The following is a 25,384-nucleotide window of genomic DNA, read 5'->3' on the forward strand; positions in this document are numbered from 1 at the left end:
GCCGGGTCGGCGCGTTCAGTTCCAGCCGTAGAGCTCCTTGAGCCGGTTGACCACCAGGTTGAAGCGGCCCCGGTCCAGGGCGCAGGCCTCGCGGCGCATGCCCTGCTCGTGCAGCCGCAGGACGCGGTCGACGTCGACCCAGGAGTCGCGGCCCGCCCGGTCCCAGGGGCCGTCGCCTATCGGGACCCACTCGCGGTCGTGGTCGTGGCGCTTGCTGGAGAGCTGGACGGCCAGCAGCGTGCCGCCCGCCTCGCGGGCCACGACCAGCACCGGGCGGTCCTTGCCGCGGCCGTCGTTCTCCTCGAAGGGCACCCAGGTCCAGACGATCTCGCCGGGGTCGGGGTCGCCGTCGTGGGCCGGGGCGTAGCCGGTACGCACCCGGCCCACCTCGTTCGGGTCGGCCTGGGTGGTCGCGTAGGGACCTGCGGCGCCGGGGAATTCGGGGTGGCTGTCGGTGGAAGTCGTCACGCCCCGACGCTATCGGGCGCTCACCAGCGCTCGTGCACCTGTGCCCGGATCCGCCGGTCGTACAGGTCCCGGACGCCGTCGAGCACGCCGGGCGACAGTGCGGGCAGCGCGGCGGCCGCCGCGTTGGCCCTGGCCTGCTCCACCGAGCGGGCCCCGGGGATCACCGAGGTCACGCCGGGCTGCTGGACGATCCAGCGCAGCGCGGTCTGCGCGGGGGTCGCGCCCTCGGGCGCCAGCGCGGCGAATTCCACCGCGGCCTCCAGGCCGGTCGGGTAGTCGACGCCGGAGAAGGTCTCGCCCTGGTCGAAGGCCTCGCCGTGCCGGTTGTACGAGCGGTGGTCGTCGGCGGCGAAGACGGTGTCCCGGGTGTACTTGCCGCTGAGCAGGCCGGACGCCAGCGGCACCCGGGCGATGACGCCGACGCCCGCCTCCGCGGCGGCCGGCAGCACCTTCTCCAGCGGCTTGAGCCGGAAGGGGTTGAGGATGATCTGCACGCTGGCCACCCCGGGGCGCGCGATGGCCGCCAGCGCCTCGTCGCAGGTCTCGACGCTGACCGCGTAGGCGGCGACGCGGTGCTCCTCGACCATCGTGTCGAGGGCGTCGTAGAGCGCGCCGGAGTCGTAGACGGCGGTGGGCGGGCAGTGCAGCTGCACCAGGTCGAGGGTGTCGACGCCCAGGTTGGCGCGGGAACGGTCGTTCCAGGCGCGGAAGTTGTCGAGGCTGTAGTTCTCCGGGCGCTGCTCGGCGCGGCGGCCCATCTTGGTGGCGACGAAGATCCCGGCGTCCGGCCGGTCCTTGAGGTAGCGGCCGATCAGCTGCTCGCTGCGGCCGTCGCCGTAGACGTCGGCGGTGTCGAAGAAGGTGACGCCCGCCTCGACCGCGGCGTCGAGCACCGCTATCGCGTCGGCCTCCTTGACGTCGCCCCAGTCGGAGCCGAGCTGCCAGGTGCCGAGGCCGACGACGGACACCGCACGGCCGGTCCTGCCCAGTACACGTTGTTCCATGAGCCCGATGCTACGTCGCTCCCGGTCCTGCCCCGAGGGGCGGGACCGGGAGCGGGGCTTCAGCCGGACAGCCCGTTCAGCGCCCTGTTCAGGTCGAGGACGTTGACCCGGGGCTCGCCCAGGAAGCCCAGGTCGCGGCCGTGCACGTGATCCGCGACCAGCTGGTGCACCTGCGCCTGGGACAGCCCGCGGGCCTGGGCGACCCGGTTGACCTGCTCGTAGGCGTAGGCGGTGGAGATGTCCGGGTCCAGGCCGGAGCCGGAGGCGGTCAGGGCGTCGGCGGGGACGTCCCTGGGGTTGACCCCGTCGAAGGCGGCGACCGCCGCCCTGCGGTCCTTGATCGCCTTGATCAGGCCGGGGTCGTTCGGGCCGAGGTTGGAGGCGCCCGAGGCGAGCGGGTCGTAGGAACCCGCCGAGGGGCGCGGCTGGAAGAACTTCGGGTCGGGCCGCGCCGCCTCGTCGGCGTCGGCCGGGTTCTTCTTCGGCAGGTCGAAGTTCTGGCCCAGCAGGCCGGACCCGACCGTCTTGCCGTTGTCGGTGGCCACCGAGCCGTTGGCCTGGTGGTGGAACGCCGCCTGGGCGACACCGGTGACGGCGAGCGGGTAGAGCACACCGGTGATCACGGTGAGCACCAGCAGCATCCGCAGCGCCGACAGATGACGGCGGACGGCCGGTGGGAAGTAGTTGGCCATGTCGAACACCTTCTTTCGCAGCCTTTTCAGGCCGGTCCGCAATGTCAGCGCAGTCCGGGAATGAACTGGATGATCAGGTCGATGAGTTTGATGCCGATGAAGGGCAGGATCAGGCCGCCGATGCCGTAGATACGGATGTTGCGGCCCAGCAGCGCCCCGGCCGACGAGGGCCGGTAGCGCACCCCGCGCAGGGCCAGCGGGATCAGCGCGATGATGATCAGCGCGTTGAAGATGATGGCCGAGGCGATCGCCGAGGTCGGGCTGTGCAGGCCCATGATGTTGAGCTTGTCCAGGCCCGGGTAGGCGACCGCGAACATCGCGGGGATGATCGCGAAGTATTTCGCGACGTCGTTGGCGATCGAGAAGGTCGTCAGCGCGCCCCGGGTGATCAGCAACTGCTTGCCGATCTCCACGATCTCGATCAGCTTGGTGGGGTTGGAGTCCAGGTCCACCATGTTCCCGGCCTCTTTCGCGGCCGAGGTACCGGTGTTCATGGCCACGCCGACGTCGGCCTGGGCCAGCGCGGGGGCGTCGTTGGTGCCGTCGCCGGTCATCGCGACCAGCTTGCCGCCGGCCTGCTCCCGCTTGATCAGCGCCATCTTGTCCTCAGGGGTGGCCTCGGCGAGGAAGTCGTCCACGCCCGCCTCCTCCGCGATGGCCTTGGCCGTGAGCGGGTTGTCGCCGGTGATCATCACCGTGCGGATGCCCATCCGGCGCAGCTCGTCGAAGCGTTCGCGCATCCCGGCCTTGACGACGTCCTTGAGGTGGATGACCCCCAGCACGGACGCGGTGGTGGTCCCGCCGCGGTGCACGACCTCGCCGACGACCAGGGGCGTACCGCCACTGGCCGCGATGGCGTCGGTCATCGGGCCGACCTCCTCCGTGGGGTGGCCGCCGTTCTCCCTGATCCAGTGCATGACCGCGGAGGCCGCGCCCTTACGCAGCTCCCGCCGGTCGCCGTCCTCGGTGAGGTCGACGCCGCTCATCCGGCTCTGGGCGGTGAAGGGCACGAACTCGGCCTGCCCGCCCAGCTCGCGGCCGCGCAGCCCGTAGCGCTCCTTGGCGAGCACCACGATCGAGCGGCCCTCGGGCGTCTCGTCCGACAGCGACGACAGCTGCGCGGCGTCCGCGAGCGCGTCGATACCGATGCTGCTGACCGGCAGGAACTCGGCCGCCTGGCGGTTGCCGAGGGTGATGGTGCCGGTCTTGTCCAGCAGCAGGGTGTTGACGTCGCCTGCGGCCTCGACCGCGCGGCCCGACATGGCCAGGACGTTGCGCTGCACCAGCCGGTCCATGCCGGCGATGCCGATCGCGGACAGCAGCGCGCCGATCGTGGTCGGGATCAGCGCCACCACGAGGGCCACCAGGACGACCAGCGACTGCTCGGCGCCGGCGTAGATCGCCATCGGCTGGAGCGTGACGACGGCCAGCAGGAAGACCACGGTCAGCGAGGCCAGCAGGATGTTCAGCGCGATCTCGTTGGGCGTCTTCTGCCGGGACGCGCCCTCGACCAGGGCGATCATCCGGTCGATGAAGGTCTCGCCGGGCTTGGAGGTGATCTTGACGACGATGCGGTCGGACAGCACCTTCGTGCCGCCGGTGACGGCCGAGCGGTCGCCGCCGGACTCGCGGATGACGGGGGCGGACTCGCCGGTGATCGCCGACTCGTCCACCGACGCTATGCCCTCGACCACGTCGCCGTCGCCGGGTATGACCTGTCCGGCCTCGACCACCACGTGGTCGCCCAGCTTGAGCCCGGCAGCGGGCACCGGCTCCTCGGCGAGCGTGCGGTCGCCGTGCCGCCAGTCGGTGAGGCGGCGCGCGACCGTCTCGGTCCTGGTCTTCCGCAGCGTCTCGGCCTGCGCCTTGCCGCGGCCCTCGGCGACGGCCTCGGCGAGGTTGGCGAAGACCACGGTCAACCACAGCCACACGGTGATCACCCAGGGGAAGACCCCCGGGTCCTTGATGGCCGAGGCCGTGGTCAGCACCGCGCCGACCTCGACCACGAACATCACCGGGTTGCGGACCATCACCCGCGGGTCGAGCTTCTTCACCGCGTCGGGGATGGACACCAGCAGCTGCTTGGGGTCGAGCAGCCCGCCCGAGACGCGGTGCGGTTCCTGGGGATGGGCGGCCTCGCCGCCGGACGGGACCGGCTGCGGCCGGTCGGTGGTCAGGGACATCAGTGCAGACCTTCCGCGAGCGGACCCAGCGCGAGCGCGGGGAAATAGGTGAGGCCGACGACGATCACGATCACGCCGGTGAGCAGGCCGACGAACTGCGGCCGGTGAGTGGGCAGCGTCCCCGCCGTGACCGGGACCGGCTGCTGTCTCGCCAGCGAACCGGCCAGCGCCAGCACGAAGATCATCGGCAGGAAGCGGCCGAACAGCATCGCCAGACCCAACGCGGTGTTGTACCAGTGGGTGTTGACGCCGATACCGGCGAAGGCGGAGCCGTTGTTGTTGGCGGCGGAGGTGAAGGCGTAGAGGACCTCGGAGAAGCCGTGCGGGCCGGTGTTGAGCATCGAGGCCCGCTCACCCTTCAGCGACATCGCCGTCCCCGTGCCGATCAGTACGACCGCCGGGGTGGCCAGGATGTACAGCGAGGCGAACTTCATCTCGCGCGCACCGAGCTTCTTGCCCAGATACTCCGGGGTCCGCCCGACCATCAGACCGGCCACGAACACCGCGATGACCGCCAGGATCAAGATCCCGTACAGCCCGGAGCCCGTGCCGCCCGGCGCGATCTCGCCGAGCATCATGTTGAAGATCGTCATCCCGCCGCCACCTGGCGAGAACGAATCATGGAAGGAGTTCACCGCACCAGTCGAGGTCAGCGTCGTGGACGCCGCGAACAACGCCGAGGCCCAGATGCCGAACCGCTGCTCCTTGCCCTCCAGCATCCCGCCCGCACTGTGACCGGCCGTGCTGCTCACGCTGTGCAGCTCGTTGACCGTGATCAGCGTCACCGACGCGGCCCAGATCAGGCCCATCACGGCCAGGATCGCGTAACCCTGCCGGTGGTCGCCGACCATCTTCCCGAACGTACGCGGCAGCGAGAAGGAGATCACCAGCAGCAGATAGATCTCCAGGATGTTGCTGGTCCCGTTGGGGTTCTCGAAGGGGTGGGCGGAGTTGGCGTTGTAGAAGCCGCCGCCGTTGGTCCCCAGCTCCTTGATCGCCTCCTGCGAGGCGACCGGCCCGCCGGTCAGCGACTGCTTGTCACCGACCAGCGTGCTGATCTGCTGGATACCGTGGAAGTTCTGCACCGCACCCAGCGCGACCAGCACGATCGCGAAGACGAACGCCATCGGCACCAGCAGCCGGAAGGTGATCCGCGTCAGATCGACCCAGAAGTTCCCCACCCGGTCCGTCCGCTTGCGGGTGAAGCCGCGGATCAGCGTCGCCACCACCGCGATACCCACCGCGGCCGAGACGAAGTTCTGCACCGCCAGACCGGCCATCTGCACCAGATGGCCCATCGTGACCTCACCGCTGTACGACTGCCAGTTCGTGTTCGTCACGAACGACGCAGCGGTGTTGAAGGCCTGGTCCGGCTTGACCGGCGCGAAGCCCAGCGACAGCAGGAAGTGGTTCTGCAGCCGCTGGAAGCCGTAGAGGAAGAGCACCGAGACCGCGGAGAAGGCCAGCACGCTGCGCAGATACGCGCCCCAGTGCTGGTCGGCATCGGCGTCGACGCCACCGAGCCGGTAGAAGACCTTCTCCACCGCCAGGTGTTTGCCCGTGGTCAGGATGCGGGCCATGTAGTCGCCCAGCGGGCGGTACGTCAGCGCCAGCGCCGCGATCAGGACGGTGATCTGGAGCCAGCCCGCGAGAGTGTCGTTCACTAGAACCTCTCGGGGAAGATCAGGGCCAGCACGAGGTAACCGAGCAGGCAGCAGGCCACGACGAGGCCCACGGCATTTTCCACGCTCACAGCCGCCCGACCCCCTTGGCGACGAGTGCGAGCACGGCGAAGACCGCGATCGTCACAGCGATGAATACGAGATCGGACATGTCGGCGACACCCCAGTGGTGACATCAGGGAGGGCAAGGGGACCGGATTGGCCCCGCCCATACGGTCACCCCGCCCACCCGCGCGCCCGCCGTTGTTAACGCTTCCCTGGCGCCGGGGCCCACGCCATTGACGCCGCCTTGACGGCTCGCACCGGCCCGGCCCGCGCCTCCGCCGGCGCAGGCTCCCGGGACGACGGGTCCCGGCGCCCAGGGGGGCGCCTTACGTTCGGCGTGGAATACGGCTTGCCATCGAGCGCACTCCAAGGTGTTGGCTGAACCCCCATGAGATACACGCAGTTGGGCCGGACCGGCCTCAAGGTCGGGCGGCTGGTGCTCGGGACGATGAACTTCGGGTCGGAGACCGATGAGGCCACCGCGTACGGCGTGATGGACACCGCGCTGGACGCCGGGGTGAACTTCTTCGACACCGCCAACATCTACGGCGACGACGGCCACAAGGGCCTCACCGAGGAGGTGCTGGGCGGCTGGTTCGCCCAGGGCGGCGGGCGGCGGGACAAGGTCGTACTGGCCACCAAGCTCTACGGCAACATGACCAACGACGGCACGCCCTGGAGCGAGCAGTCCTGGCCCAATCACGACCACCTGTCGGCGCTGAACATCCGCCGCGAGGTCGAGGCCAGCCTCAGGCGGCTGCGCACCGACCACATCGACGTCTACCAGTTCCACCACATCGACCGGGCGACGCCCTGGGACGAGATCTGGCAGGCGATCGACGTCCTGGTCGCCCAGGGCAAGATCCTCTACGCCGGGTCGAGCAACTTCGCCGGCTGGCACATCGCGCAGGCCAACGAGGCTGCCCGGCGCCGCAGTTCGCTCGGGCTGGTGAGCGAGCAGTGCTTCTACAACCTGGCCCAGCGCACCGCCGAGATGGACGTGATCCCGGCCGCGCAGGCGTACGGCCTCGGGGTCATACCGTGGTCACCGCTGAACCAGGGCCTGTTGGGCGGGGCGCTGCGCAAGGAGCGGGAGGGCGGCGGGTCGCGCACGTCGGTGGGCCGCTCGGCGGCCGGCCTCGCGGACCCGGCGGTCCGCGCGCGGGTCCAGGCCTACGAGGACCTGTGCGCCGAGCACGCCCTGGAGCCCGGCGAGGTCGCCCTGGCCTGGCTGCTCACCCGCCCCGGCGTGACGGCCCCGATCGTCGGCCCCCGCACCCCGGCCCACCTGGCCTCGGCCCTGCGCGCCCTGGACCTCGACCTCACCCCCGACCTGCTGACCGCCCTGGACACCATCTTCCCGGGCCCCGGCCCGTCCCCGGAGGCCTTCGCCTGGTGACGAGCCCGGCGGGGGGCGTCGCTCCCGGTAACGGTGAGCCGACCGTCTGTCTGCAAGAGCGCACCATCCGCCGTCGTAGCCTGGTGACACCCCACCAGGCTCGGAGAATTGGTCACCGTGGCTCACTACCTCGTCGGCTCGCGTGCGAGCAACCTTGCGAAAGCCCAAGTGCGTGAGTACCTCAGCCCGTTGCGCGAGCGTTTCCCGAACACGCGGTTCACGCATCGCGTGATCCTCGAAGGAGGCGACAGAGATCGTAGGTCGGTCGTGTCGAAGGTCTCGGCTGTCAGCGGTGGGTCGGCTTTCAGCAGCGAGCAGGAAGCGGCTTTGGCGCGTGGAGACGTCGATGTAGTCGTCCACTCGCTGAAAGACCTTCCCACGTCCAACCCGAGCGGTCTCACGTTGCTGCCCCCACCGGGACGGGAAGACGTACGCGATGCGCTGTGCGGCTCGACTCTGGCCGGGCTGCGCAAAGGCGCGCGGGTCGGCACGGGAGCGCCCCGCCGGGCCGCGCAGCTTCTCGCGGTGCGTCCGGACCTCGACCTCGTCCCGATCCGGGGGAACGTCCCGCCCCGCTTGAAGAAGATCGAGTCCGAGGGGCTTGACGCGGTCGTCCTCGCGGCGGCGGGGCTGTATCGACTCGGCCTGCACGAGGCAATCGGCGAACTGCTGCCACTCGACCGGTTCCCGCCGAGCCCCGGCCAGGGCGCTTTGGGAATCCAGGTCAGAACGGACGAGTCCTCGGCCGCGCTGCGCGAGATCCTGTCCACGGTCGCCGACGCCGACGTCGACGCGGCTATCCGGGCCGAGCGGGCTCTGCTGGCCGAGCTGCACGGCGGGTGCAGCGTGCCCGTAGGCGCGTATGGCGAAGTCCTGCCCGACGGGGATCTCAGACTGTCCGGACAGGTGAGTTCGCTGGACGGCACAGCGCAGATCTCGGGGACCCTGACCGGGCCGTCGGCTGAGCCGGAAAAGCTCGGTGCCGCCCTGGCCGCCACGCTCATCGCGCAGGGCGCGCATTCGATCCTTGACGCGGTGCGAGCGGTGCTGCCGACTTAAGTGAGCTGTCGGGCGCGATCAAGCGCCGCGTAGGTGACATTGCCATTCGCGCCTGCCCTCTTGAGCATCGTGAACAGCTCGATCAGCAGACGCACGTCTCGCTGTCCCGACTCAGGGTCGATCCAGGTCAGCGACCTGTACTCGCCGGACACCGAGAACGGGAAGAGGGGCGCGCGGGTGACTCCACGAAGGGTGGCGAGCACGTCCGCCGTGAACTGTGCGGGCTCCAGAAGGATCATGTCAGCGCCCGCCTCCTCCATCCGTAAGGCCGTGTCGATGAACTGCTCGGCCTTCCCGGGGTTGATCTGAAACTCGCGGTTGGTCCCTGCTTGCGGGGTCGCGCCCATCGTGCGCCGGAAGTCGTCGTACAGGCTCGACCAGAAGATGACGTGCGGCATGACGGACACTTCGTCGTGCCCTGACTGGTCGAGTGCCTTCCGCGCACCCGCGACCGTGCCCAGCACCATGGAAGCGGGACCGACTACGTCCGCGCCCGCTTCCGCGTGAGCAACAGCCTGGCGAGCGGTGACCTCGATGGTTCGGCGTACGTCGGGCTTCCCGTCGCGGTTGGTCAGGTAGCAGACGCCATCGGCGGTGTAGGAGCACAGGCACGTTTCCGTCATGACCGCGAGGTCCGGCGCGGCGCTCTTGCATTCGCTCACAGCCCGCGCCATAAGCGAATTGGGAGAGACCGATACTTCTCCCGTGGCGTCCCGCTGCAGGAACTCGGCGAACAGCTTCACGGACGGGATACCGAGTCCAACCGCCTCATGGATCACCGCGGGAATCTCGGCGAGGGTCAGCGTGGGCATGGGACGGTCGGCGGGCTCCTCGGTGACGAGCAGCACCATGCACAGATCGGCCGGGGTGAGCGTCTGGGCCTCCAGCAAGCGGCGCACTGCTGGCCGGCCTCGGAGCGGGCTTGTCACCCTGGGTGTCGTACTCGGTCCCTGATCGGTGGTTGTGGTCACGGTTCGTCCCCTCGTTTCGGGCGGTCGTCGGGCGCGGGCTGTCGTTCAGCTCGGCTCGTCGGTCTTCCAGGAGTGCGGTCCCGGGTGGGCGAGGAAGTGTGCGCACGCTCCCCGGTGAATCGTTCAACTGGTCGTTTGTGCACGGAAAGAAGGTGCCACCGCCTTGAATCGCAAGGAGTTGGACCCGGGAAAGTCGCCCAAGGCTGCGTATGGCGCCCGCTTGCGCAGCTCACGAGAAGAACGCGGCTGGAATCAGGAGCAGTTGGCGGAGCGGCTGGAATACGCCAGTTCCCACGTGTCGGCCGTAGAAACTGCTCGGAAGCCGCCGACCTTGCGCTTTTCGCGAAGTGCGGATCTGGCCCTCGGCACCGGTGATCTGTTTGAACGCCTGTGGCGGGAGCTCAAGCACGGTGTGCTCCTGGAGGGGTTCCCGGAGTACGTGTCGTACGAGGCGTGTGCGACGGAACTATGGGGCTTCGAGATCGGGATCGTCCCGGGTCTGCTGCAGACGCCGGAGTACGCACGAGCGCTGGCTCAGAGCGCTGCGCGGCGCGGCTCCATCAGCTCTGAGCACGCGGAGGAACGCGTAATAGCCCTGGCGGAGCGGCAAGCGGCGCTGATACGCCCCCGCCCCCCGATGGTGTTCGTCGTGATGGACGAGAGCTGCGTCCGGCAGCACGTCGGCGACCCGGAGGTCATGGAGGCCCAACTGGAGCGGCTGGTCGAGTTCGCCGCCAACCCCATGACCGTGCTCCAGGTGGCGCCGTTCACTATGGGCGAGCGTCGCGCCTTTCGGCTGCCGTTGAACTTGGTGACACTGCCCGATCGATCGGTCGTCTCCTACACCGAATCGCTCGCCCAAGGGCATCTGGACCGCGAACCGACCACCGTGCTGCCGGTGTTGATGACCTACCATCAGCTACAGGCCGACGTGCTGTCCCAGGCGGAATCCGTGGCCTTGATCAATGAGGTACGAAAGGGCATATCGTGACGACGACCGACTCCCCCCGCTGGTTCACGTCCTCCTACAGCGACAATGGCGGCACCTGCGTCGAGGTCGCGGTGAATGTCCCGGGCGTGATCCCCGTCCGCGACTCCAAGGACCCCGCCGGTACCGCGCTGGCCTTCACCCCCGACGCCTGGACGGCCTTCGTCTCCGACGTCCGCGACGGCGGCTTCCCGACCGTCTGAGCACTGAACGGCCCCGCCGCCCGACTACGCGTTGGACCAGTCGCGGGTGGAGAGCACCAGCAGATAGCCGTCCGGGTCCTGGAGGGTGACCCCCCAGGTGTCCCAGTAGGGGTTGTGGGCCGGCACCCGCTTCCCGCCGTGGCGTTCGAGCTGTGCCACCAGGGAGTCGGGCACCGGTTCGCCGAGGTAGACGACCAGGAGGTCATCGGGGGTCTGCCGCGGTTCCAGGGGGGCGGCGGGATCGTGGACGAGCTCCAGATGCCAGGGGGCGTCGGGCCAGCCGACCATGAGGAGTGAGCTCTGGCCCGGGGTGCCGTCCGCTGCGTGCCGGTACAGCACGTCGAGGCCGAGCCCCGAGACCCAGAAACGCTCCGCTGCCCGGAGGTCACGCGAGGGCCGGGCGATGCGGATGTGGGCTGTGCCGTCAGCCGGCATCGGGGTACCTCCTGCATGGGGCGGGGCCGCTCGGCGCCCCGGCGGGCGTCGAGAGCTGAGCGGGGGGACGGGTCAGTGCGGGGCGGGGGCGCCGCGGACGGTGAGGTCGGCCAGCAGGGACTCCGTGGCGGCCGCCACCGCGTCCACAGCCGCCTCGAAGGCCTCGCGGTTGTGGGCCGCGGGGGCGCGGAAGCCGGAGATCTTCCTGACGTACTGCAGCGCGGCCGCCCGGATGTCCTCGTCGTGGACCTCGGGGGTCATCGGGGGGCGGAGGGTCTTGATACTTCGGCACATGTCTCCAGTGTGCCGCGCGGGTCCGACAACCTGAACGCCCCAGCCTCTTGGCTCACAGCCGACCCGGTGCTTCAATGCCTTCCATTGGTTAGGAAGCTTTCCTAACCGCACAGCCACGCACCGCAGTTGGCCGCCCGCGACGGGCGGCCGGAACGGAGACGCACGTGCACAAGTCCCCCCACAGCACACCCGCCCACCGGCGCCCCAGCCGCCGGATCGCGCTGATCGCCGCAGCCGGCGTGCTGGCCGGCGGCGGCGCCTCGCTCGCGCTGGCCGGCACCGGCAACGCCGCGGTCACCCCGCACCACCGTACGACCGCGGCCGCCCCCGCGGCGGCCACGGGTCTGGCCGACCCGCACAAGAAGGAGATCGCGATGGAGCTGGTCTCCTCCGCGGAGAACTCCTCCCTGGACTGGAAGGCACAGTACAAGTACATCGAGGACATCGGCGACGGCCGCGGCTACACCGCCGGCATCATCGGCTTCTGCTCGGGCACCGGCGACATGCTGGAGCTGGTCCAGCACTACACCGACCTGGAACCCGGCAACGTGCTGGCCAAGTACCTGCCCGCCCTTGAGCAGGTCAACGGCTCCGACTCGCATTCGGGCCTGGGCACCGCCTTCGTCAGCGCGTGGAAGACCGCCGCGAAGGACACCGTCTTCCAGCAGGCGCAGAACGACGAGCGCGACGACGTGTACTTCAACCCGTCGGTGAACCAGGCCAAGTCGGACGGCCTCGGCACCCTCGGGCAGTTCATCTACTACGACGCCATCGTCATGCACGGCCCCGGCGACGACTCGGTCAGCTTCGGCGGCATCCGCAAGACGGCGATGAAGAAGGCCAAGACCCCGGCGCAGGGCGGCAACGAGACCACCTACCTCAACGCCTTCCTCGACGCGCGCAAGGCCGCGATGAAGACCGAGGACGCGCACGACGACACCAGCCGCGTGGACACAGAGCAGCGTCCGTTCCTCCAGGCGGGCAACCTCAACCTGGACCCGCCGCTGCGCTGGAAGACCTACGGCGACTCCTACCAGATCCTCACCCTCCCGTAGCGGAGGCCCGGCGGCCCGGACGCAGGCGCCATCCGGCGTCCGGGCCGCTGCTAGGCTCCGGCTACGACGCAGAGGTCGGATGTCTGCGCGCCCGTACGAGTGAGGAGCCGCCGCCCATGCTGCGCTACCAGCTGACCCACCCGACCATTCTGGCGGCCCTGGCATCCGCGGGGCACGGCTCCCGGATCCTGATCAGCGACGGCCACTACCCGCACACCACCGGCGCCAACCCGGCCGCCGAGCGGGTCTACCTCAACCTCGCCCCCGACCGGCTCCTGGTCACCGAGGTGCTGTCCGCGCTGGCCGACGCGGTGCCCGTGGAGTCCGCGACCGTCATGGCCCCGCCGTCCGACCAGCCGGAACCGCCCGTCTTCGGCGACTTCCGCGCCGCCCTCCCGCAGCTGCCCGCGCTGGCGGCGCTGGACCGCTTCGCCTTCTACGACGCCGCCCGCGGCCCCGACACCGCCCTGGTCATCGCCACCGGCGACCGGCGCACCTACGCCAACCTGCTGCTGACGCTCGGCGTACGCCAGGACTGACCCGCGGCGCCCACCCGACAGCCGGGGGCGGCGCGTCACGCCGACGGGAGGCGGATGCGGAAGGTGGCGCCGCGCCCCGGTGCGGTGTCCAGTTCCACGTGGCCGCCGTGCGCGGTGATCAGGGCCGCCGCGATCGACAGGCCGAGGCCCGCGCCGCCGCCGGTGGCGCGGGTGCGGGAGGCGTCGGTGCGGTAGAAGCGCTCGAAGACCCGGGCGGCCTGGGCGGGGGTCAGCCCCGGGCCGGTGTCGGCGACCTCCAGGACACCGTGGCCGTCGTGCGTGCCGACGCCGATACGGACCGGGCTGCCCGGCGGGGTGTGGGCGACGGCGTTGCCGACCAGGTTGGCGACGACCTGGCGCAGCCGGGCCTCGTCGCCCAGCACCGGCGCCGGGGCGGGCGGTCCCGAGCCGGGTCCTGTGAGGGTGACCGTGCGGGCCGGGCCGAGCGCGGTGGTGTCGTGCAGCGCGTCCACCGCGAGGGTGCGCAGGTCCATCGGCGCCAGCTGGACCGGGCGCAGCTCCTCGGTGCGGACCAGGGTCAGCAGGTCCTCGACCAGCCCGCCGAGGCGTACGGCCTCGCTCTCGATACGCGCCATGGTCCGCTTGACGTCGGCCTCGTCGGGCAGCGCGCCCATCCGGTAGAGCTCGGCGAAGCCGCGGATGCCGGCCAGCGGGGTGCGCAGCTCGTGGCTGGCGTCGGCGACGAAGCGCCGCATCTGGTCCTCGGACTCGGCGCGGGCGGCGAAGGCCGACTCGATCTGCGCGAGCATGCCGTTCAGGGCGAAGGACAGCCGGCCCGCCTCCGTACGCGGCGAGGCGGCCGGCATCCGGTGCGACAGCGGGCGGCCCGCGGCGATCTCCGCGGCCGTGGCCTCGATCTGCCGCAGCGGCCGCAGCCCGGCGCGTACCGCGAACCAGCCGGCGACACCGAGCAGCGCCACGACCACCCCGCCGATCAGCAGGAAGGCGGTGGAGAGCCGGTCGGTGGTGGAGGACACCTCGTCCAGCGAGGCGGCGACGGCGACCCCGGCGGGCAGCGCGTGCCCGACCGCAGTGCCGGTCGTCGTCACCGGCACGATCAGCACCCGCCAGCGCCCGCCGCCGTGGTCGCTGGCGACGTCGAAGGGGGTGCCCAGGTGGGCGGTCAGCGCGGCCGCGTCCATGGTGGGCCACAGCGGGCGCGGGTCGCCGGCCGCCACCGGCAGCCGGAACTGGTCGGAGACCTGCCCGTCGGCCGCGGCGAAGGCCACCACGAACTGGCTGGGCAGCCACGGCCGGTTGCCCGGGCGGATGTTGCGGGGCGCGGGTACGCCCTCGGTGCCGAGCCGCTGCGCGAGCGGGCCGCCGTAGCGCTGGAGCTGCTGGTCGACCCGCTGCACCAGCTGGCCGCGTACCGAGCCGAGCACCACGGTGTCGCTGACCGCGAGGCCGAGCAGCACGAGCACCAGCGACAGCAGCACCAGCCGGGCCCGCAGCGACAGGGCGGACGGCAGGAAGTCCCGCAGCGAACGCGGGGCGGGGCGGGCGGGCCTGACCATCTCAGAGCTGCGCCTGCACCGGGCGGCGCAGCACGTAGCCCACCCCGCGGACGGTGTGGATGAGCTTGACGGCACCGTCGGCGCCCGAGTCGACCTTGCGCCGCACGTAGGAGATGTAGGACTCGACGATGCTCAGGTCGCCGCCGAAGTCGTACGCCCACACGTGGTCGAGGATCTGCAGCTTGGAGACGACCCGGTCGGCGTTGGCCATCAGGTAGGCGAGCAGCTTGAACTCGGTGGGGGACAGCGACACCGGCCGCCCGGCCCGCAGCACCTGGTGGCCGACGGTGTCCAGCTCCAGGTCCCCGGCGACCAGCCGCCCGTCGTCGGAGCCGCCGCCGGTGCGGCGCAGGATCGCCCGGATGCGCGCGATCAGCTCCTCCAGGCTGAACGGCTTGGTGACGTAGTCGTCGCCGCCCGCCGTCAGCCCGCTGATCTTGTCCTCGACCCCGTCCTTGGCGGTCAGGAACAGCACCGGCAGCCGGTCGTCACCGCCGGCCCTGGGGTGCGGGCCCGCCTCCTCGCGCAGCCGCCTGACGACCGCGAAGCCGTTCATGTCGGGCAGCATCACGTCGAGCACGACCAGGTCGGGCCGCTCGCGGGCGACCGCGGCCAGCGCGTCGGCCCCGGTCCCGGCCGAGACGACCTTGAAACCGACGAAACGCAGCGACGCGGACAGCAGTTCCCTGATGTTCGGCTCGTCGTCCACCACCAGCAGACTGGCCTCGGGCGTGTCCATCCGGCGACCTCCCGGCCCTGAGTTGCGGTCGTACGGTGCCGCGACGCGCTGTCGGCGCCAGCACCGTACGCCTTGGAGCTGTGAGCGGAGCGGTCAGTTCCCCGCGGCGCCACCCGCACCGAAGCCGCCGCCCGTAAGGCCGGCGCCGCCCGCGCCGAAGCCGGCGAAGCCGCCGGCCCCGGACGGGAGGGTGGCGCCCTCGGTGACGGTGGTGGCGGCGATGTCGCCGGACGCGCCCTTGCTGCCGCGTACGGTCACCGTCTGGCCGGGCTTGAGGTCGGAGACCTTGCCGTCCTTGGACTCGGTGACCTTGGTGGAGCCTGCGGTGGTGACCTTGACGATGTCGCCCTGGGCGTCGGTGACGTAGATCGTGCTGCCGTCGACCAGCTTGACCGTGCCGAAGGTCAGCCCGGCAGCGGCGCCGCCCGCGCCCGTCCCCGCGCCCGCCGTCGCGCCCGCGCCGCCGAAGCGGCCCGCACCCGTTCCCGCGCCCGCGCCCGCGCCGCCGCGGGCCCCGGTGACGCCCGCGAAGGGGCTGCCGGACGCGGTGCCGTGCAGGTGGTGCTTCTCGACCAGCGCGCCGCCCGCGAAGGCCGCCGCCGCGACGACCCCGGCCGACAGCAGCAGCGTCAGCCACGGCAGTTTCCTGCGCGGCGGCGCGGCCAGCTCGGCCGAGATGTCCCGGGCGTCCGGCGGCTCGGCGAGGATGTCCTCGGGCCGCGGGTCAGGCCCGCCGCCGCGCCCCTCGATCACTTCGGAACCGCGCAGGATCTCGATCCCGCCGGTGCCCTGCTCAGGGACGAGCGGCAGCAGATCCGTGCCGGAGTCGTCCGCCTTGACCAGCTCGGAACGGCGTCGCGCCATCTCGGCTTCTCCCTCTTGTCTGTCCGTGAAGCTCTGTGCGGCTCTGTGCGGCTTAGTGCGGCTTAGTGCGGCTCGGTGGGCCCCGGGTGTGCGGCCCGGGGCCCGGGGTCCCGGAGTGGGGGTCACTCGTGCCGCAGGGCCTCGATGGGCCGCAGGCCCGCCGCCCGGTTGGCCGGGTAGCTGCCGAAGAACAGCCCGATGGCCACCGCGATGGCGAAGGCCCCCCACACCGAGGCCGGTATGACCACCGGTTTGATGCCGACGATTGTGAAGTGCGACCCGATGAGGCCGGCCACCACGCCGAGCCCGCCGCCGATCAGCGACAGCAGCGTCGACTCGGCGAGGAACTGCCCGAGGATGACGCCCCTGGGGGCGCCGATCGCCTTGCGGATGCCGATCTCCCGGGTCCGCTCGGTCACCGTCACCAGCATGATGTTGGTGATGCCGATCCCGCCGACCAGCAGCGAGATCGCGGCGACCGCGCCGAGCAGCACCGTGAAGGTCTTGTTGGTGTCGGACTGGGTGCTCAGCAGGGACTCCTGGCTGCTGACGCGGAAGTCCAGCGAGTTGGCGTCCTTGATGCCGTGCGTGCCCATCAGCACGGTGGTGATCTCGTTCTGCGCGGGCGTGGTGGCGTCGGCGGACTTGGCCTCGACCAGGATCTGGCTGACCGGGCCGAAGCCGGTGAAGGCGTTCTGCACGGTCGGCAGCGGGGCGACGACCGTGTCGTCCGGGTCCTGGAAGCCGGTGCCGCCCTTGGTGGCGAGCACCCCGACGACGGTGAAGGGCGTGCCGCCGATGACGACCTTCTTGCCGACCGGGCTCGCGGTCCCGAACAGGTCGGAGGCGGTGGTCGAGCCGATCACCGCGACCTTCCGGGAGTTCAGCACGTCGTCGGCGGAGAAGTAGTCGCCCTTGTCCACCTTGCTGTTGGACGCCTCGAAGTACGCCGGGTAGGTGCCGACGACCTGGCCGACGGTGTGCGAGGTGCCCTGGTAGATCGCCGTCTGCGAGGTGGTGACCTCGGGGGCGACCGACTTGACGTCGGGCGTGGAGGACGGGTCGGCGAGCGCCCGCGCGTCGTCCACCGTCAGCGGCTTGGTGCCGCTCGCCGAGGTGCCGCGGCCGCCACCGCCCGCACCGCCGAAGGCGCCGCCCGAACCCGAGGAGACCGTCAGGGAGTTGGTGCCCAGCTTCTCGATGGAGTCCTTGACCGACTGCGACGAGCCGTTGCCGACCGCCAGCAGGATGATCACCGCGGCGACGCCGATCAGCACGCCCAGCATGGTCAGCGCCGAGCGCACCTTGTTGGCGGCCAGGCCGCCGACCGCGAAGCGCAGCGTCTCGAAGGGGTTCACCGCGAACCACCGCCGGAACCGGTCAGCGCGTGCGGGGAGCGCGCGGCGAAGACCGCGGGGTCGTGCAGCGCCGGCGGCGGCCCGTCGACGGGCGCCTGCCGCACGTCGCTGACCACCTGCCCGTCGACCAGCCGCACGACGCGCTTGGCGTGCCGGGCCACCTCGTCCTCGTGGGTGATCAGGACGACGGTGCGCCCCGACGCGTTGAGCCGGTCCACGATCGAGAGCACTTCCTCCGTGCTGTGGCTGTCCAGGTTGCCGGTCGGCTCGTCGGCGAGCAGCATCGCGGGCGCGGTGACCAGCGCCCTGGCCACCGCCACCCGCTGCTGCTGCCCACCGGACAGCTCGTTGGGCCGGTGGTCGACCCGGTCGGCGAGGCCGACCAGGGCCAGCGCGGCCAGCGCGCGGCGCCTGCGCTCCGTGGTCCGCACGCCCGCGTAGGCCAGCGGCAGTTCGACCTGGGCCAGCGCGGGGGTGCGCGGCACCAGGTTGAACGACTGGAAGACGAAGCCGATCTTGCGGTTGCGCACCAGCGAGAGCTGGTGCTCGTCCAGGCCGCCGACGTCGATGCCGTCCAGCAGGTAACGCCCCGAGGTCGGGATGTCGAGGCAGCCGAGGATGTTCATCAGGGTGGACTTGCCGGACCCCGAACTGCCCATCACCGCGACCATGTCGCCCTGTTCGACCAGCAGGTCGACCCCGGGTGAGAGACCGGTCGCCGGGTCGGGCGGTCCGCCCAGTGCGCGTACGGTCGCGTCGCCGTGGCCGTACGTCTTGAGCAGCGACCGCACCTCGATGACGGGCGGCGGTCCCCACGGCCCTTCGTCCTGCGGCGGTTCGGCCTCCGTACTCCTGCGGTGGGCTCCGGTCCTGCCCAGGCCGAGCCTCATCCGCGGCCACCGCCGGCGCCGCGGAAGCCGCCGGCCGCACCGCCGGCCGCGCCGCCGAAGCGGCCGGTGCCGCCGCCGAAGCCGCCGGGGAAGGCGCCGCTGGGGAAGCCGTTGTTGCCGGCCGAGGCGACCGTCGGGATCTGCACCCGCTGGCCCTCGGTCAGGCCGCCGGTGATCTGGTCGGTGCTGTCGCCCTCGATGCCGACGGTCACCGCGGTCCGGGTGGTGGACCCGTCGGCGTTGACGACCAGGACGGAGCGGTTGGCGCCGGTGCCGGTGACGGCGGCGGTCGGCACGCTCAGCGCGTCGCTCGCCGAACCGGTGGTGACCTGGATGCTGGCGCTCAGGCCGGTCCGCAGGTTCGAGGTGTCGCTGGTGATCAGCAGCGTCGCCGCGTACTGCACCGCGCTGCCCGACGAGCCGGACCCGGAGCCGGAACCGCTGCTGCTCACCGGGAGCGAACTCACCGAAAGCACCTTGGCGTCGAGCACCGTGCCGGACTCGGCGTTCAGCGTGACGGAGGCGGCCTGACCGGCCTTGACCTTCAGCGAGTCGGCCTCGGAGAAGTCCGCGGTCACCTGCATGCCGGACGGGTTCGTCAGCACGATGAAGCCGCTGAGCGAACCGCCGGAGGAGGACGACGACGAGCCGGACGTGGAGGAGCCGCCGCCGGAACCAGAGCCGGAGCCGGCGGCGTTGCCGCCCGTGCCGGAGACCGTGTCGCCCCTGTCCGCGGCCACCGAGGCGACCGTGCCGGACACCGGGGCCTTCAGCGTGGTGCCGTCGACCGCGCGCTGGGCGGCGTCCACCGCGTTCTGCGCCTGGGTCACCTCGGCCTGCGCCTGGGCGAGTTGGGCCGGGTCGACGGTCGGCGTCGGCGATGGGGTGGGCGTCGAGACCTCGGTGCCGCCGCGGCCGGAGGAGCCGGATGAGCCGGTGGACGCGGGCAGTTCACCCGCCTCGGCCTTGGTCAGATTCGCCTCCGCCGCGGTCAGCGAGGCATCGTCCTGCTGGAGCGTCGCCTTCGCGTCGGTGGCGTCGACCCTGGCCAGCACCTGGCCCTTCTTGACCTTGTCGCCCGGCTTGACGTCCACCGAGGTGAGCGTGCCGCCGGTGGTGAAGTTCAGCCCCGCGTCGCTCGGCGAGGCGAGCGAGCCGGAGCCGGACACCGTGGCCTGCACCGTGCCCTTGGTGACGGTCGCCACCCGCGCGGTGCCGCTGCCGGTGGACTTGCTGCCGTCGTCGTGCACGGCGGCGTAGGCGCCGCCGACGCCCGCGAGGACGACCACGCCGAGCACCGAGTTGATCAGGGCGGCCCTGCGCCGCCGTGGGAGCACCTTCATGGCCCGCATCCTGGCGGCTCACTCCTTTGAACCCCTGGGAGCAATCTGGGAGTTCACTGGGAGCGCACATCTCTCCTATCCGGGCACAGGCCGCGATTCCGGCGTGCGGGTGCCGGGGCCGGGCGGCGGCGGGCGGTTTGTTCCCCGGGAACTCACAGGCGGCGCCCGGGCAGCGCCTACCTCGGTGCGGTTCAGTCATGGGCTGCCGCCCTGCGTTGGCCTCTGCCATCCCCGCGCGCACGCGCAGGGCGGCCCGCCGTGCCCCCGCCCCACCCCTCCCCGAGGAGACCCCGGCCATGACCTGGACCCCCACCACCGCACAGCGGGCCGGCGCGTCCGTCGCCGTCCTCGCCTCGGCAGGGCTGCTGCTCGCAGCGTGCTCCTCGGGGTCGTCGGGATCGCCGGCCGCCGACGCGAAGCCGTCCGGCTCGGCGTCGGCCGCCCCTTCCGCGTCCGCGTCGGGCTCCATGGCGGCGTATCGCGACTGCCTGTCGCAGCACGGGGTGGACTTGCCGAGCTTCGCGCCCCGCACGGCGCGCCCCTCCGGGCGGCCCTCGGGGCGGCCCAGCGGTGGCTTCGGCGGTGGTGGTGGTGGCGGCTTCGGCGGCGGCTTCGGCGGGGCGTCCGCCGACCCGAAGACGCAGGCGGCGCTCAAGGCGTGCGCCAGCCTGCGGCCGCAGTTCGGCGGCCGGGGCGGCGGCACCGGGGGCACTGGGGGCGACAGCAGTGCCTTCCAGGCGTTCACGAGCTGCCTCAAGGACCACGGCGTGACGCTGCCGACCGCGTCCGCGTCCCCCGGCACGAACCGCTCCCGCGGCGGGAGGTTCGGCGTCGGCGGCCTCAACACCGCCGACCCGAAGATCGCCAAGGCCTACACGACGTGCAAGCCGCTGCTCCCCCAGCGCCCATCGCCTGCGGCGAGCTGATCCCACCCACCCAGCTGACATCCCCCTGCGGTGGCATGTCGCACTTCCGGTGCGCGGGGGATGAGCGCTCCGTTCTCCCCCAGCGCTTCGCCTGGGGGTACCCCCACGCGCCCCCGGGTGGTTGCCACTTGCGGTGGCGTGCTTGTCGGCTGCGCCGTCGTGGCTTGTCGCGCAGTTCCCCCGCCCCTGAAAAACGCTCACCCTCTGCGGCAGAGGGCCCCTGGCAGGGGCCAACGCCTGACGGAGGAGGAACCGCGCCCGAAGGGGCGCGGGGAACTGCGCGACCAGCCCCCGCGGCGGGAGAGAAGCGACGCCACCGCAGGTGGCAAGCGCCCCGTCGTGACGGCAGCCCCCGCCGGGGGAAGGTCCCGGGGAGAGGGGTGCGGGCACGCCCGCAGCGGCACCGTCAGCCGTAGGAGAGCTTCGAGCAGGGGTCCGCGTCGGCGCTGCGCGCCTGCTTGCTGAGGTCGGTGGGCAGGGGCTTCGGGGTCGTGGACCCCGGCGTACCGCCCTTCGCGGCGACGGCCGCGTAATCCGCGCCCAGCACCACGTTCACGCCCGTCGTGTCGAGCTGGACGAGCTGCGCTCCGGGAAAGAGCTTCGCGACCGTGTCCGCGTGCGCCTTGGCGTCCGCTCCGGTGCCGTACTCGATCCGGGTGACCGTGTGGTCCCTCGTCTTCGCGTTCGTGGAGTTCATCACCGTGAAGCCGTCGGCCTTCAGGGCGTCCGCGGCCTTGCTCGCGAGTCCCACCGTCGTGGTGCCGTTGTAGACGGAGACGATGATCCCGCTGCCGTCGACCGTGGCGCTGGGCGCCGGCTTGGCGGCGGTCTTGCCCGAGGCGTTGACGCCCTCCAGGGTGCGGTCGGCGCGCAGTTCGGCGAAGAGGTCGTCCACGTCGGGGTGGACCAGGTCTATCCGGGAGCCGGCGTACTTCCAGGGCGCGGTGATGAACTGGATGTTCTTCAGGTCGATGCCCTTGAGTGACAGCCCGAAGGACATCAGCTTCGTGGCGCTGCCGAGCCCGGGGTCGACGGTGAGCGACTTCGTCGCGGCGTTGGCCAGCGGCAGCAGCGTCGTCGGGTTCATGCCCTGGCCCTTGACCTTGCTGATCAGCGCCGACAGGAAGGCCTGCTGCCGCAGCATGCGGCCGACGTCGGAGTTGTCGCCGACCCCGTGCCTGACCCGGACGTAGTCGAGCGCCTGCTGGCCCTGGAGGTTCTGCATCCCGGCCTTGAGGACGACCTTGCCCTTGTGGCCGAGGTTGGGGTTCATGTCCCCCTGGTAGATGTCGTTCGGCACGCAGACGTTGACGCCGTGGACGGCGGAGGTCATCGAGGCGAAGCCGGCGAAGTCGACGACCATCGTGTGGTCGACCCGCAGTCCCGACAGTTTCTCGATGGTGTTCTGCGTGCAGGCCGGGTTGCCCTTGGCCGTGTTGCCCATGGAGAAGGCGGAGTTGAACATCGCGGCGGGCTGGTCCGCCGACCACTTGCCGTCCGGCAGCAGGCAGGGCGGTATGTCGACCAGCGAGTCGCGGGGTATGGATATGCCCACCGCGTGTTTGTGGTCGGGGTAGACGTGCAGCAGGATCGTGGTGTCGGAGCGGCCTATCGGCCCCGACTTGGAGCCGCCGAGCTTGCCGTTCTCGCCGGAGCGGGTGTCGGAGCCGATCAGCAGGACGTTGACGGCCTTGTCGCCGTTGGCGTCGGCCTTGGCGGCGTCGGGACGGTCCTTGCTCAGGCCCGCGGAGTCGAAGGTCGCGATGTTGGCGTTCAGTTTGAGATAGAGCGCGCCGGCCCCGGCGACGAGCAGCACGGCGAACGAGGCCACGACCGCGATGATCCAGCGTTTGCGGTTGTGCTTACGTTCCGGCTTGCGCCCACGAACGCCCATTCCCTCTACACCTTCGGTTCGGTGGCACCCGCACACATCACGACGAAGCCCCAACGTTTATCAGTTGACCCGGCCAGGTCGTATGACGCCGGTCACATTGACGCCGGGGAGGACGTTTGCCCAGCCAGACACTGTACGGCGTCAACATTTGGGTGACGTAAAGGGTGCATGGAGTGACGGGTTCCGAATGGGGAACACCGGGCGCCACGAGGGGCGTCAACCGCCCGCGGGCGGCGGGCCGTCAGACCCGCAGCGCCTCGTCCAGGGTGAGCACCGGGCGGAAGACCGCGTCGAGGCCGGTCATCGCCAGCAGCTTGCGGGTCGGCGGATGGGAGCACGCCATCGCGGTGCGGCCGCCGCGCTCCAGGACCCGGCGGCGGGCGCGTACCAGCAGCGCCAGGCCGAAGCAGTCGATGAACTCCAGCGGCCCGAGGTCGAAGACCACGAGCAGCGGCAGCGGCCACAGCGCGGCCGCGTCCAGGTGCGGGTGGACGCCCTGCGCGCTGCCGAGATCGATCTCGCCGGCCAGCTCCACGACGGTGACCTGCTCGACGCGGTACGTTCTGGCGTACGGCGTCCGCGCCGGGATCACGTCGCCGAGCCTGCGGCCGAACTCCGGCCGGTCCTCGCGGCCCGCGTCCGCGCGGTCGCCGTTGACCCCCTCGTGCACCCGCATCCCCCGTCCCCCTGGCGTGACCTGCGTAACCGTAGCGGCGTCGCGGTCCCGTCGGGGAGTCGACGGGGAGTCGACGGGGGGTAAACCAGGTCGATATTCACCCGCAAGGGTGAAGATCAACAGAAAGCGTGCGTAACCTCACAACTCCCGCTGAAACGTGTTCAGCCAGTTCAGGGAGTCCGCCGGGGTCAGGGCGAGCTGCCCCAGCGCGTTCATGGCCTTGTCGTACTCGACGACCTCGTCGTGCTTGTCGATGTAGAGCGCGCCGGTCAGCTGCTCCAGATACACCAGGTCGGGCAGGTCGGACTCGGGGAAGCTCAGCAGCGTGAAGGCGCCGCCGCCGGCCGCGTGTCCGCCGGTGGCGAAGGGGAGGATGCGTACGTCCACGTTGGGTGCCTCGGCGGCCTCCAGGACGTGCTGGACCTGGTCCCGCATGATCTGCCGGGTGCCGAACGGGCGGCGCAGCGCGCCCTCGTCCATCACGGCGACGAAGTGCGGTGCCCGCTCGGAGACGAGCAGCTTCTGCCGCTCGAGTCGTAGGCCGACTCGTCTTTCCACCCAGGAGTCGGCTCCTTCGGGATGACCGAGCCGGATCACCTGCCTTATGTAGTCCTCGGTCTGCAGCAGGCCGTGCACGAACTGCACCTCGAAGGTGCGGATGAGGGCCGCCGACTCCTCGAGACCCACGTAGGTCTGGAACCAGGTCGGCATCACCTCGCCGTATCCGTGCCACCAACCGGCCGCGTTGGCCTCTCTCACGAGTCCGAGCATGGCGAGCCGTTCACCCTCCTCGGTGACGCCGTAGAGCGTCAGCAGATCGGCGACATCCCGCTCCTTGAAGCTGACTCTGCCCAGCTCCATGCGGCTGATCTTCGATTCCGAGGCCCGGATGGAGTACCCGGCGTCCTCCCGGCTGATCCCCCGCGACTCACGCAGCCTCCGCAGCTGCGCTCCGAGCAGCATTCGTCGCACGATGGACCCGCCTCCCGGCTGCCCTGCGCTCATAAGTCACGCTCCGCCCTTGGTTCATCAGCAGTCTGCCACTAATGCCTTGCGGGCAGTACCCGTCTGGTCACTCTCGATCGTCACGTGCATCAATTCCTTGCAGATGCACGTGCAGACGCTCTTGCATCCCCGGGGTTCGATCCCTGAGCATGGTGACCGTGCAGAAACCCCGGGGGCACGCATGAAGGCAGAGGCCGCACCTGTGCTTGACCCGTTATGGCAAGGCGTGCTCGCGCCCGAGCGACTTGCCGCGGGTCACGGTGCCACGTGCGAACTGGCCGCCGCCCTCGAGTCGGTGCGCGAGGCGCGCCACTTCACCCGCACGACCTTGCAGCGCTGGGACCTGTCGATGCTGCTCGACTCCATGGAACTGGTCGCCTCGGAACTGGTCACCAACGCGCTGCGCTACGCGGTGCCCGCCGGCACGCCCGGCGCGCCGGTACGGCTGAGCCTGGTGCGCTGGACGAGCCGGGTGGTCTGTGCCGTGCGCGACCCCAGCGGGGTGGCGCCGATCACCAAGGACCCCGACTTCGTGGCCGAGACCGGCCGCGGGCTGCACCTGGTGGACTCCTTCAGCGAGAACTGGGGATGGCACCCGCTGAGCGGTACGGGGAAGGTCGTCTGGGCGCTGTTCCTGGTCGCGCCGGGCGGCCAGCGCAGATAGCGCCCGCCGGATGGGCCGTGACGCTTCCTGGCGTCACGGCCCCGGCATCAGATGGTCGAACTCGCCGGCCTTCACCCCGATGATCATCGATTCGATCTCGGCCCTGGTGTAAATCAGCGCGGGCCCGTCCGGAAAGCGCGAATTGCGTACGGCGACGTCCCCGTCCGGGAGTGCGGCGAACTCCACACATGTGCCATTGGCATTGCTGTGCCGGCTCTTCTGCCAGACCACTCCCGCCAGGTCCACCGAAGCCATTCCATTGTGCGTCCGGCGCATCAGCAACTCCCCAAAAGTGCCGTGTGGTACAGGAGATGATAACTCGTGGGGCGAGCACGTGCATGTGCACGTGCAAGTGCACGTGCAGTCACAGCGCGTCATGTTCGTGAGCGCTCTGACCTGAACCTGACCGGAATGTGAATGCGGGGACGGTCACCCGGCTACGGTCCGATACGATTGACGGTCCGTAGATG

General features: G+C 70.9%; 27 protein-coding genes. 8 read left to right on the forward strand and 19 right to left on the reverse strand.

Annotated elements, in window-relative coordinates; all coding sequences use genetic code 11:
- Positions 1-15: 15 nt before the first annotated feature.
- The 6 genes from OG702_RS17375 to kdpF are packed head-to-tail and all read right to left on the reverse strand — an operon-like array spanning position 16 to position 6,100.
- On the reverse strand, positions 16-468 hold the full coding sequence (locus OG702_RS17375; protein WP_327289799.1) for a type II toxin-antitoxin system PemK/MazF family toxin: 453 nt from the start codon (positions 466-468) through the stop codon (positions 16-18).
- Positions 469-488: 20 nt separating this feature from the next.
- Positions 489-1,472: an aldo/keto reductase gene (locus OG702_RS17380; RefSeq protein WP_327289800.1), complete on the reverse strand. Its 984-nt coding sequence runs from the start codon at positions 1,470-1,472 to the stop codon at positions 489-491.
- 59 nt (positions 1,473-1,531) lie between these two features.
- On the reverse strand, positions 1,532-2,164 hold the full coding sequence (gene kdpC / locus OG702_RS17385) for a potassium-transporting ATPase subunit KdpC (RefSeq protein WP_327289801.1): 633 nt from the start codon (positions 2,162-2,164) through the stop codon (positions 1,532-1,534).
- 44 nt (positions 2,165-2,208) lie between these two features.
- On the reverse strand, positions 2,209-4,347 hold the full coding sequence (gene kdpB, locus OG702_RS17390; protein WP_327289802.1) for a potassium-transporting ATPase subunit KdpB: 2,139 nt from the start codon (positions 4,345-4,347) through the stop codon (positions 2,209-2,211).
- Positions 4,347-6,011, reverse strand: a complete 1,665-nt coding sequence (gene kdpA / locus OG702_RS17395; protein WP_327289803.1) for a potassium-transporting ATPase subunit KdpA — start codon at positions 6,009-6,011, stop codon at positions 4,347-4,349. The genes kdpB and kdpA overlap by 1 nt, the downstream gene beginning before the upstream one ends.
- Complete coding sequence (gene kdpF / locus OG702_RS17400; protein WP_327289804.1) at positions 6,011-6,100, reverse strand: K(+)-transporting ATPase subunit F; 90 nt, start codon at positions 6,098-6,100, stop codon at positions 6,011-6,013. The genes kdpA and kdpF overlap by 1 nt, the downstream gene beginning before the upstream one ends.
- A 362-nt stretch (positions 6,101-6,462) precedes the next feature.
- Here kdpF and OG702_RS17405 point away from each other — a divergent pair, with 362 nt between their 5' ends.
- Both OG702_RS17405 and hemC read left to right on the forward strand, forming a co-directional pair.
- Positions 6,463-7,473: an aldo/keto reductase gene (locus OG702_RS17405; protein WP_327289805.1), complete on the forward strand. Its 1,011-nt coding sequence runs from the start codon at positions 6,463-6,465 to the stop codon at positions 7,471-7,473.
- A 117-nt stretch (positions 7,474-7,590) separates the two neighbouring features.
- Complete coding sequence (gene hemC / locus OG702_RS17410; RefSeq protein WP_327289806.1) at positions 7,591-8,532, forward strand: hydroxymethylbilane synthase; 942 nt, start codon at positions 7,591-7,593, stop codon at positions 8,530-8,532.
- Here hemC and OG702_RS17415 read toward each other — a convergent pair.
- The gene (locus OG702_RS17415; protein ID WP_327289807.1) at positions 8,529-9,422 is read right to left on the reverse strand and encodes a hypothetical protein; all 894 of its coding nucleotides are present in this window, start codon (positions 9,420-9,422) and stop codon (positions 8,529-8,531) included. The genes hemC and OG702_RS17415 overlap by 4 nt on opposite strands.
- 244 nt (positions 9,423-9,666) lie before the next feature.
- Here OG702_RS17415 and OG702_RS17420 point away from each other — a divergent pair, with 244 nt between their 5' ends.
- Both OG702_RS17420 and OG702_RS17425 read left to right on the forward strand, forming a co-directional pair.
- Complete coding sequence (locus OG702_RS17420) at positions 9,667-10,494, forward strand: helix-turn-helix domain-containing protein (protein WP_327289808.1); 828 nt, start codon at positions 9,667-9,669, stop codon at positions 10,492-10,494.
- Positions 10,491-10,694, forward strand: coding sequence for a DUF397 domain-containing protein (locus OG702_RS17425; protein WP_442814449.1), 204 nt, complete (start codon positions 10,491-10,493; stop codon positions 10,692-10,694). The genes OG702_RS17420 and OG702_RS17425 overlap by 4 nt, the downstream gene beginning before the upstream one ends.
- A 24-nt stretch (positions 10,695-10,718) precedes the next feature.
- On the opposite strand, the gene OG702_RS17430 is transcribed toward OG702_RS17425, so the two are convergent.
- The gene (locus OG702_RS17430; RefSeq protein WP_327289809.1) at positions 10,719-11,129 is read right to left on the reverse strand and encodes a VOC family protein; all 411 of its coding nucleotides are present in this window, start codon (positions 11,127-11,129) and stop codon (positions 10,719-10,721) included.
- 72 nt (positions 11,130-11,201) lie between these two features.
- Entirely contained in the window at positions 11,202-11,423 is a 222-nt protein-coding gene (locus tag OG702_RS17435; RefSeq protein WP_327289810.1) for a DUF2277 domain-containing protein, read from the reverse strand.
- Positions 11,424-11,587: 164 nt separating this feature from the next.
- Between OG702_RS17435 and OG702_RS17440 the strand changes: the two genes are divergently transcribed.
- Both OG702_RS17440 and OG702_RS17445 read left to right on the forward strand, forming a co-directional pair.
- Positions 11,588-12,478, forward strand: a complete 891-nt coding sequence (locus OG702_RS17440; RefSeq protein WP_442814450.1) for a chitosanase — start codon at positions 11,588-11,590, stop codon at positions 12,476-12,478.
- A 116-nt stretch (positions 12,479-12,594) separates the two neighbouring features.
- Positions 12,595-13,017 carry an RbsD/FucU family protein gene (locus OG702_RS17445; RefSeq protein WP_327289811.1) on the forward strand — a complete coding sequence of 141 codons (423 nt, stop codon included), beginning with the start codon at positions 12,595-12,597 and terminating at the stop codon, positions 13,015-13,017.
- A 35-nt stretch (positions 13,018-13,052) separates the two neighbouring features.
- Here OG702_RS17445 and OG702_RS17450 read toward each other — a convergent pair whose 3' ends face one another.
- The 6 genes from OG702_RS17450 to OG702_RS17475 form a co-directional block, all read right to left on the reverse strand.
- Positions 13,053-14,555 carry a sensor histidine kinase gene (locus OG702_RS17450; RefSeq protein WP_327289812.1) on the reverse strand — a complete coding sequence of 501 codons (1,503 nt, stop codon included), beginning with the start codon at positions 14,553-14,555 and terminating at the stop codon, positions 13,053-13,055.
- 1 nt (position 14,556) lies between these two features.
- The gene (locus tag OG702_RS17455) at positions 14,557-15,294 is read right to left on the reverse strand and encodes a response regulator transcription factor (protein ID WP_327289813.1); all 738 of its coding nucleotides are present in this window, start codon (positions 15,292-15,294) and stop codon (positions 14,557-14,559) included.
- Between the two features lie 93 nt (positions 15,295-15,387).
- Positions 15,388-16,158, reverse strand: a complete 771-nt coding sequence (locus OG702_RS17460) for a hypothetical protein (RefSeq protein WP_327289814.1) — start codon at positions 16,156-16,158, stop codon at positions 15,388-15,390.
- A gap of 122 nt (positions 16,159-16,280) precedes the next feature.
- Positions 16,281-17,516 carry an ABC transporter permease gene (locus OG702_RS17465; RefSeq protein ID WP_327289815.1) on the reverse strand — a complete coding sequence of 412 codons (1,236 nt, stop codon included), beginning with the start codon at positions 17,514-17,516 and terminating at the stop codon, positions 16,281-16,283.
- Entirely contained in the window at positions 17,513-18,406 is an 894-nt protein-coding gene (locus OG702_RS17470; RefSeq protein WP_327289816.1) for an ABC transporter ATP-binding protein, read from the reverse strand. Before OG702_RS17470 ends, OG702_RS17465 begins: the two co-directional genes overlap by 4 nt.
- Positions 18,403-19,749: an efflux RND transporter periplasmic adaptor subunit gene (locus tag OG702_RS17475; RefSeq protein WP_327289817.1), complete on the reverse strand. Its 1,347-nt coding sequence runs from the start codon at positions 19,747-19,749 to the stop codon at positions 18,403-18,405. Before OG702_RS17475 ends, OG702_RS17470 begins: the two co-directional genes overlap by 4 nt.
- A gap of 296 nt (positions 19,750-20,045) precedes the next feature.
- On the opposite strand from OG702_RS17475, the gene OG702_RS17480 reads away from it, so the two are divergent.
- The gene (locus OG702_RS17480; protein WP_327289818.1) at positions 20,046-20,675 is read left to right on the forward strand and encodes a hypothetical protein; all 630 of its coding nucleotides are present in this window, start codon (positions 20,046-20,048) and stop codon (positions 20,673-20,675) included.
- A gap of 406 nt (positions 20,676-21,081) precedes the next feature.
- Here the strand turns inward: OG702_RS17480 and OG702_RS17485 are convergent, their stop codons facing one another.
- The 3 genes from OG702_RS17485 to OG702_RS17495 form a co-directional block, all read right to left on the reverse strand.
- Positions 21,082-22,569, reverse strand: a complete 1,488-nt coding sequence (locus OG702_RS17485; protein WP_327289819.1) for an LCP family protein — start codon at positions 22,567-22,569, stop codon at positions 21,082-21,084.
- A gap of 241 nt (positions 22,570-22,810) precedes the next feature.
- Entirely contained in the window at positions 22,811-23,245 is a 435-nt protein-coding gene (locus OG702_RS17490; protein WP_327289820.1) for an anti-sigma factor antagonist, read from the reverse strand.
- Positions 23,246-23,383: 138 nt separating this feature from the next.
- Positions 23,384-24,250 carry a helix-turn-helix domain-containing protein gene (locus tag OG702_RS17495; protein WP_327289821.1) on the reverse strand — a complete coding sequence of 289 codons (867 nt, stop codon included), beginning with the start codon at positions 24,248-24,250 and terminating at the stop codon, positions 23,384-23,386.
- A 181-nt stretch (positions 24,251-24,431) separates the two neighbouring features.
- Between OG702_RS17495 and OG702_RS17500 the strand changes: the two genes are divergently transcribed.
- Entirely contained in the window at positions 24,432-24,914 is a 483-nt protein-coding gene (locus tag OG702_RS17500; RefSeq protein WP_327289822.1) for an ATP-binding protein, read from the forward strand.
- 33 nt (positions 24,915-24,947) lie between these two features.
- Here the strand turns inward: OG702_RS17500 and OG702_RS17505 are convergent, their stop codons facing one another.
- Positions 24,948-25,190: a DUF397 domain-containing protein gene (locus OG702_RS17505; protein WP_327289823.1), complete on the reverse strand. Its 243-nt coding sequence runs from the start codon at positions 25,188-25,190 to the stop codon at positions 24,948-24,950.
- Positions 25,191-25,384 lie beyond the last annotated feature (194 nt).

The organism is Streptomyces sp. NBC_01198 (assembly GCF_036010485.1).
GTDB lineage: Bacteria > Actinomycetota > Actinomycetes > Streptomycetales > Streptomycetaceae > Actinacidiphila.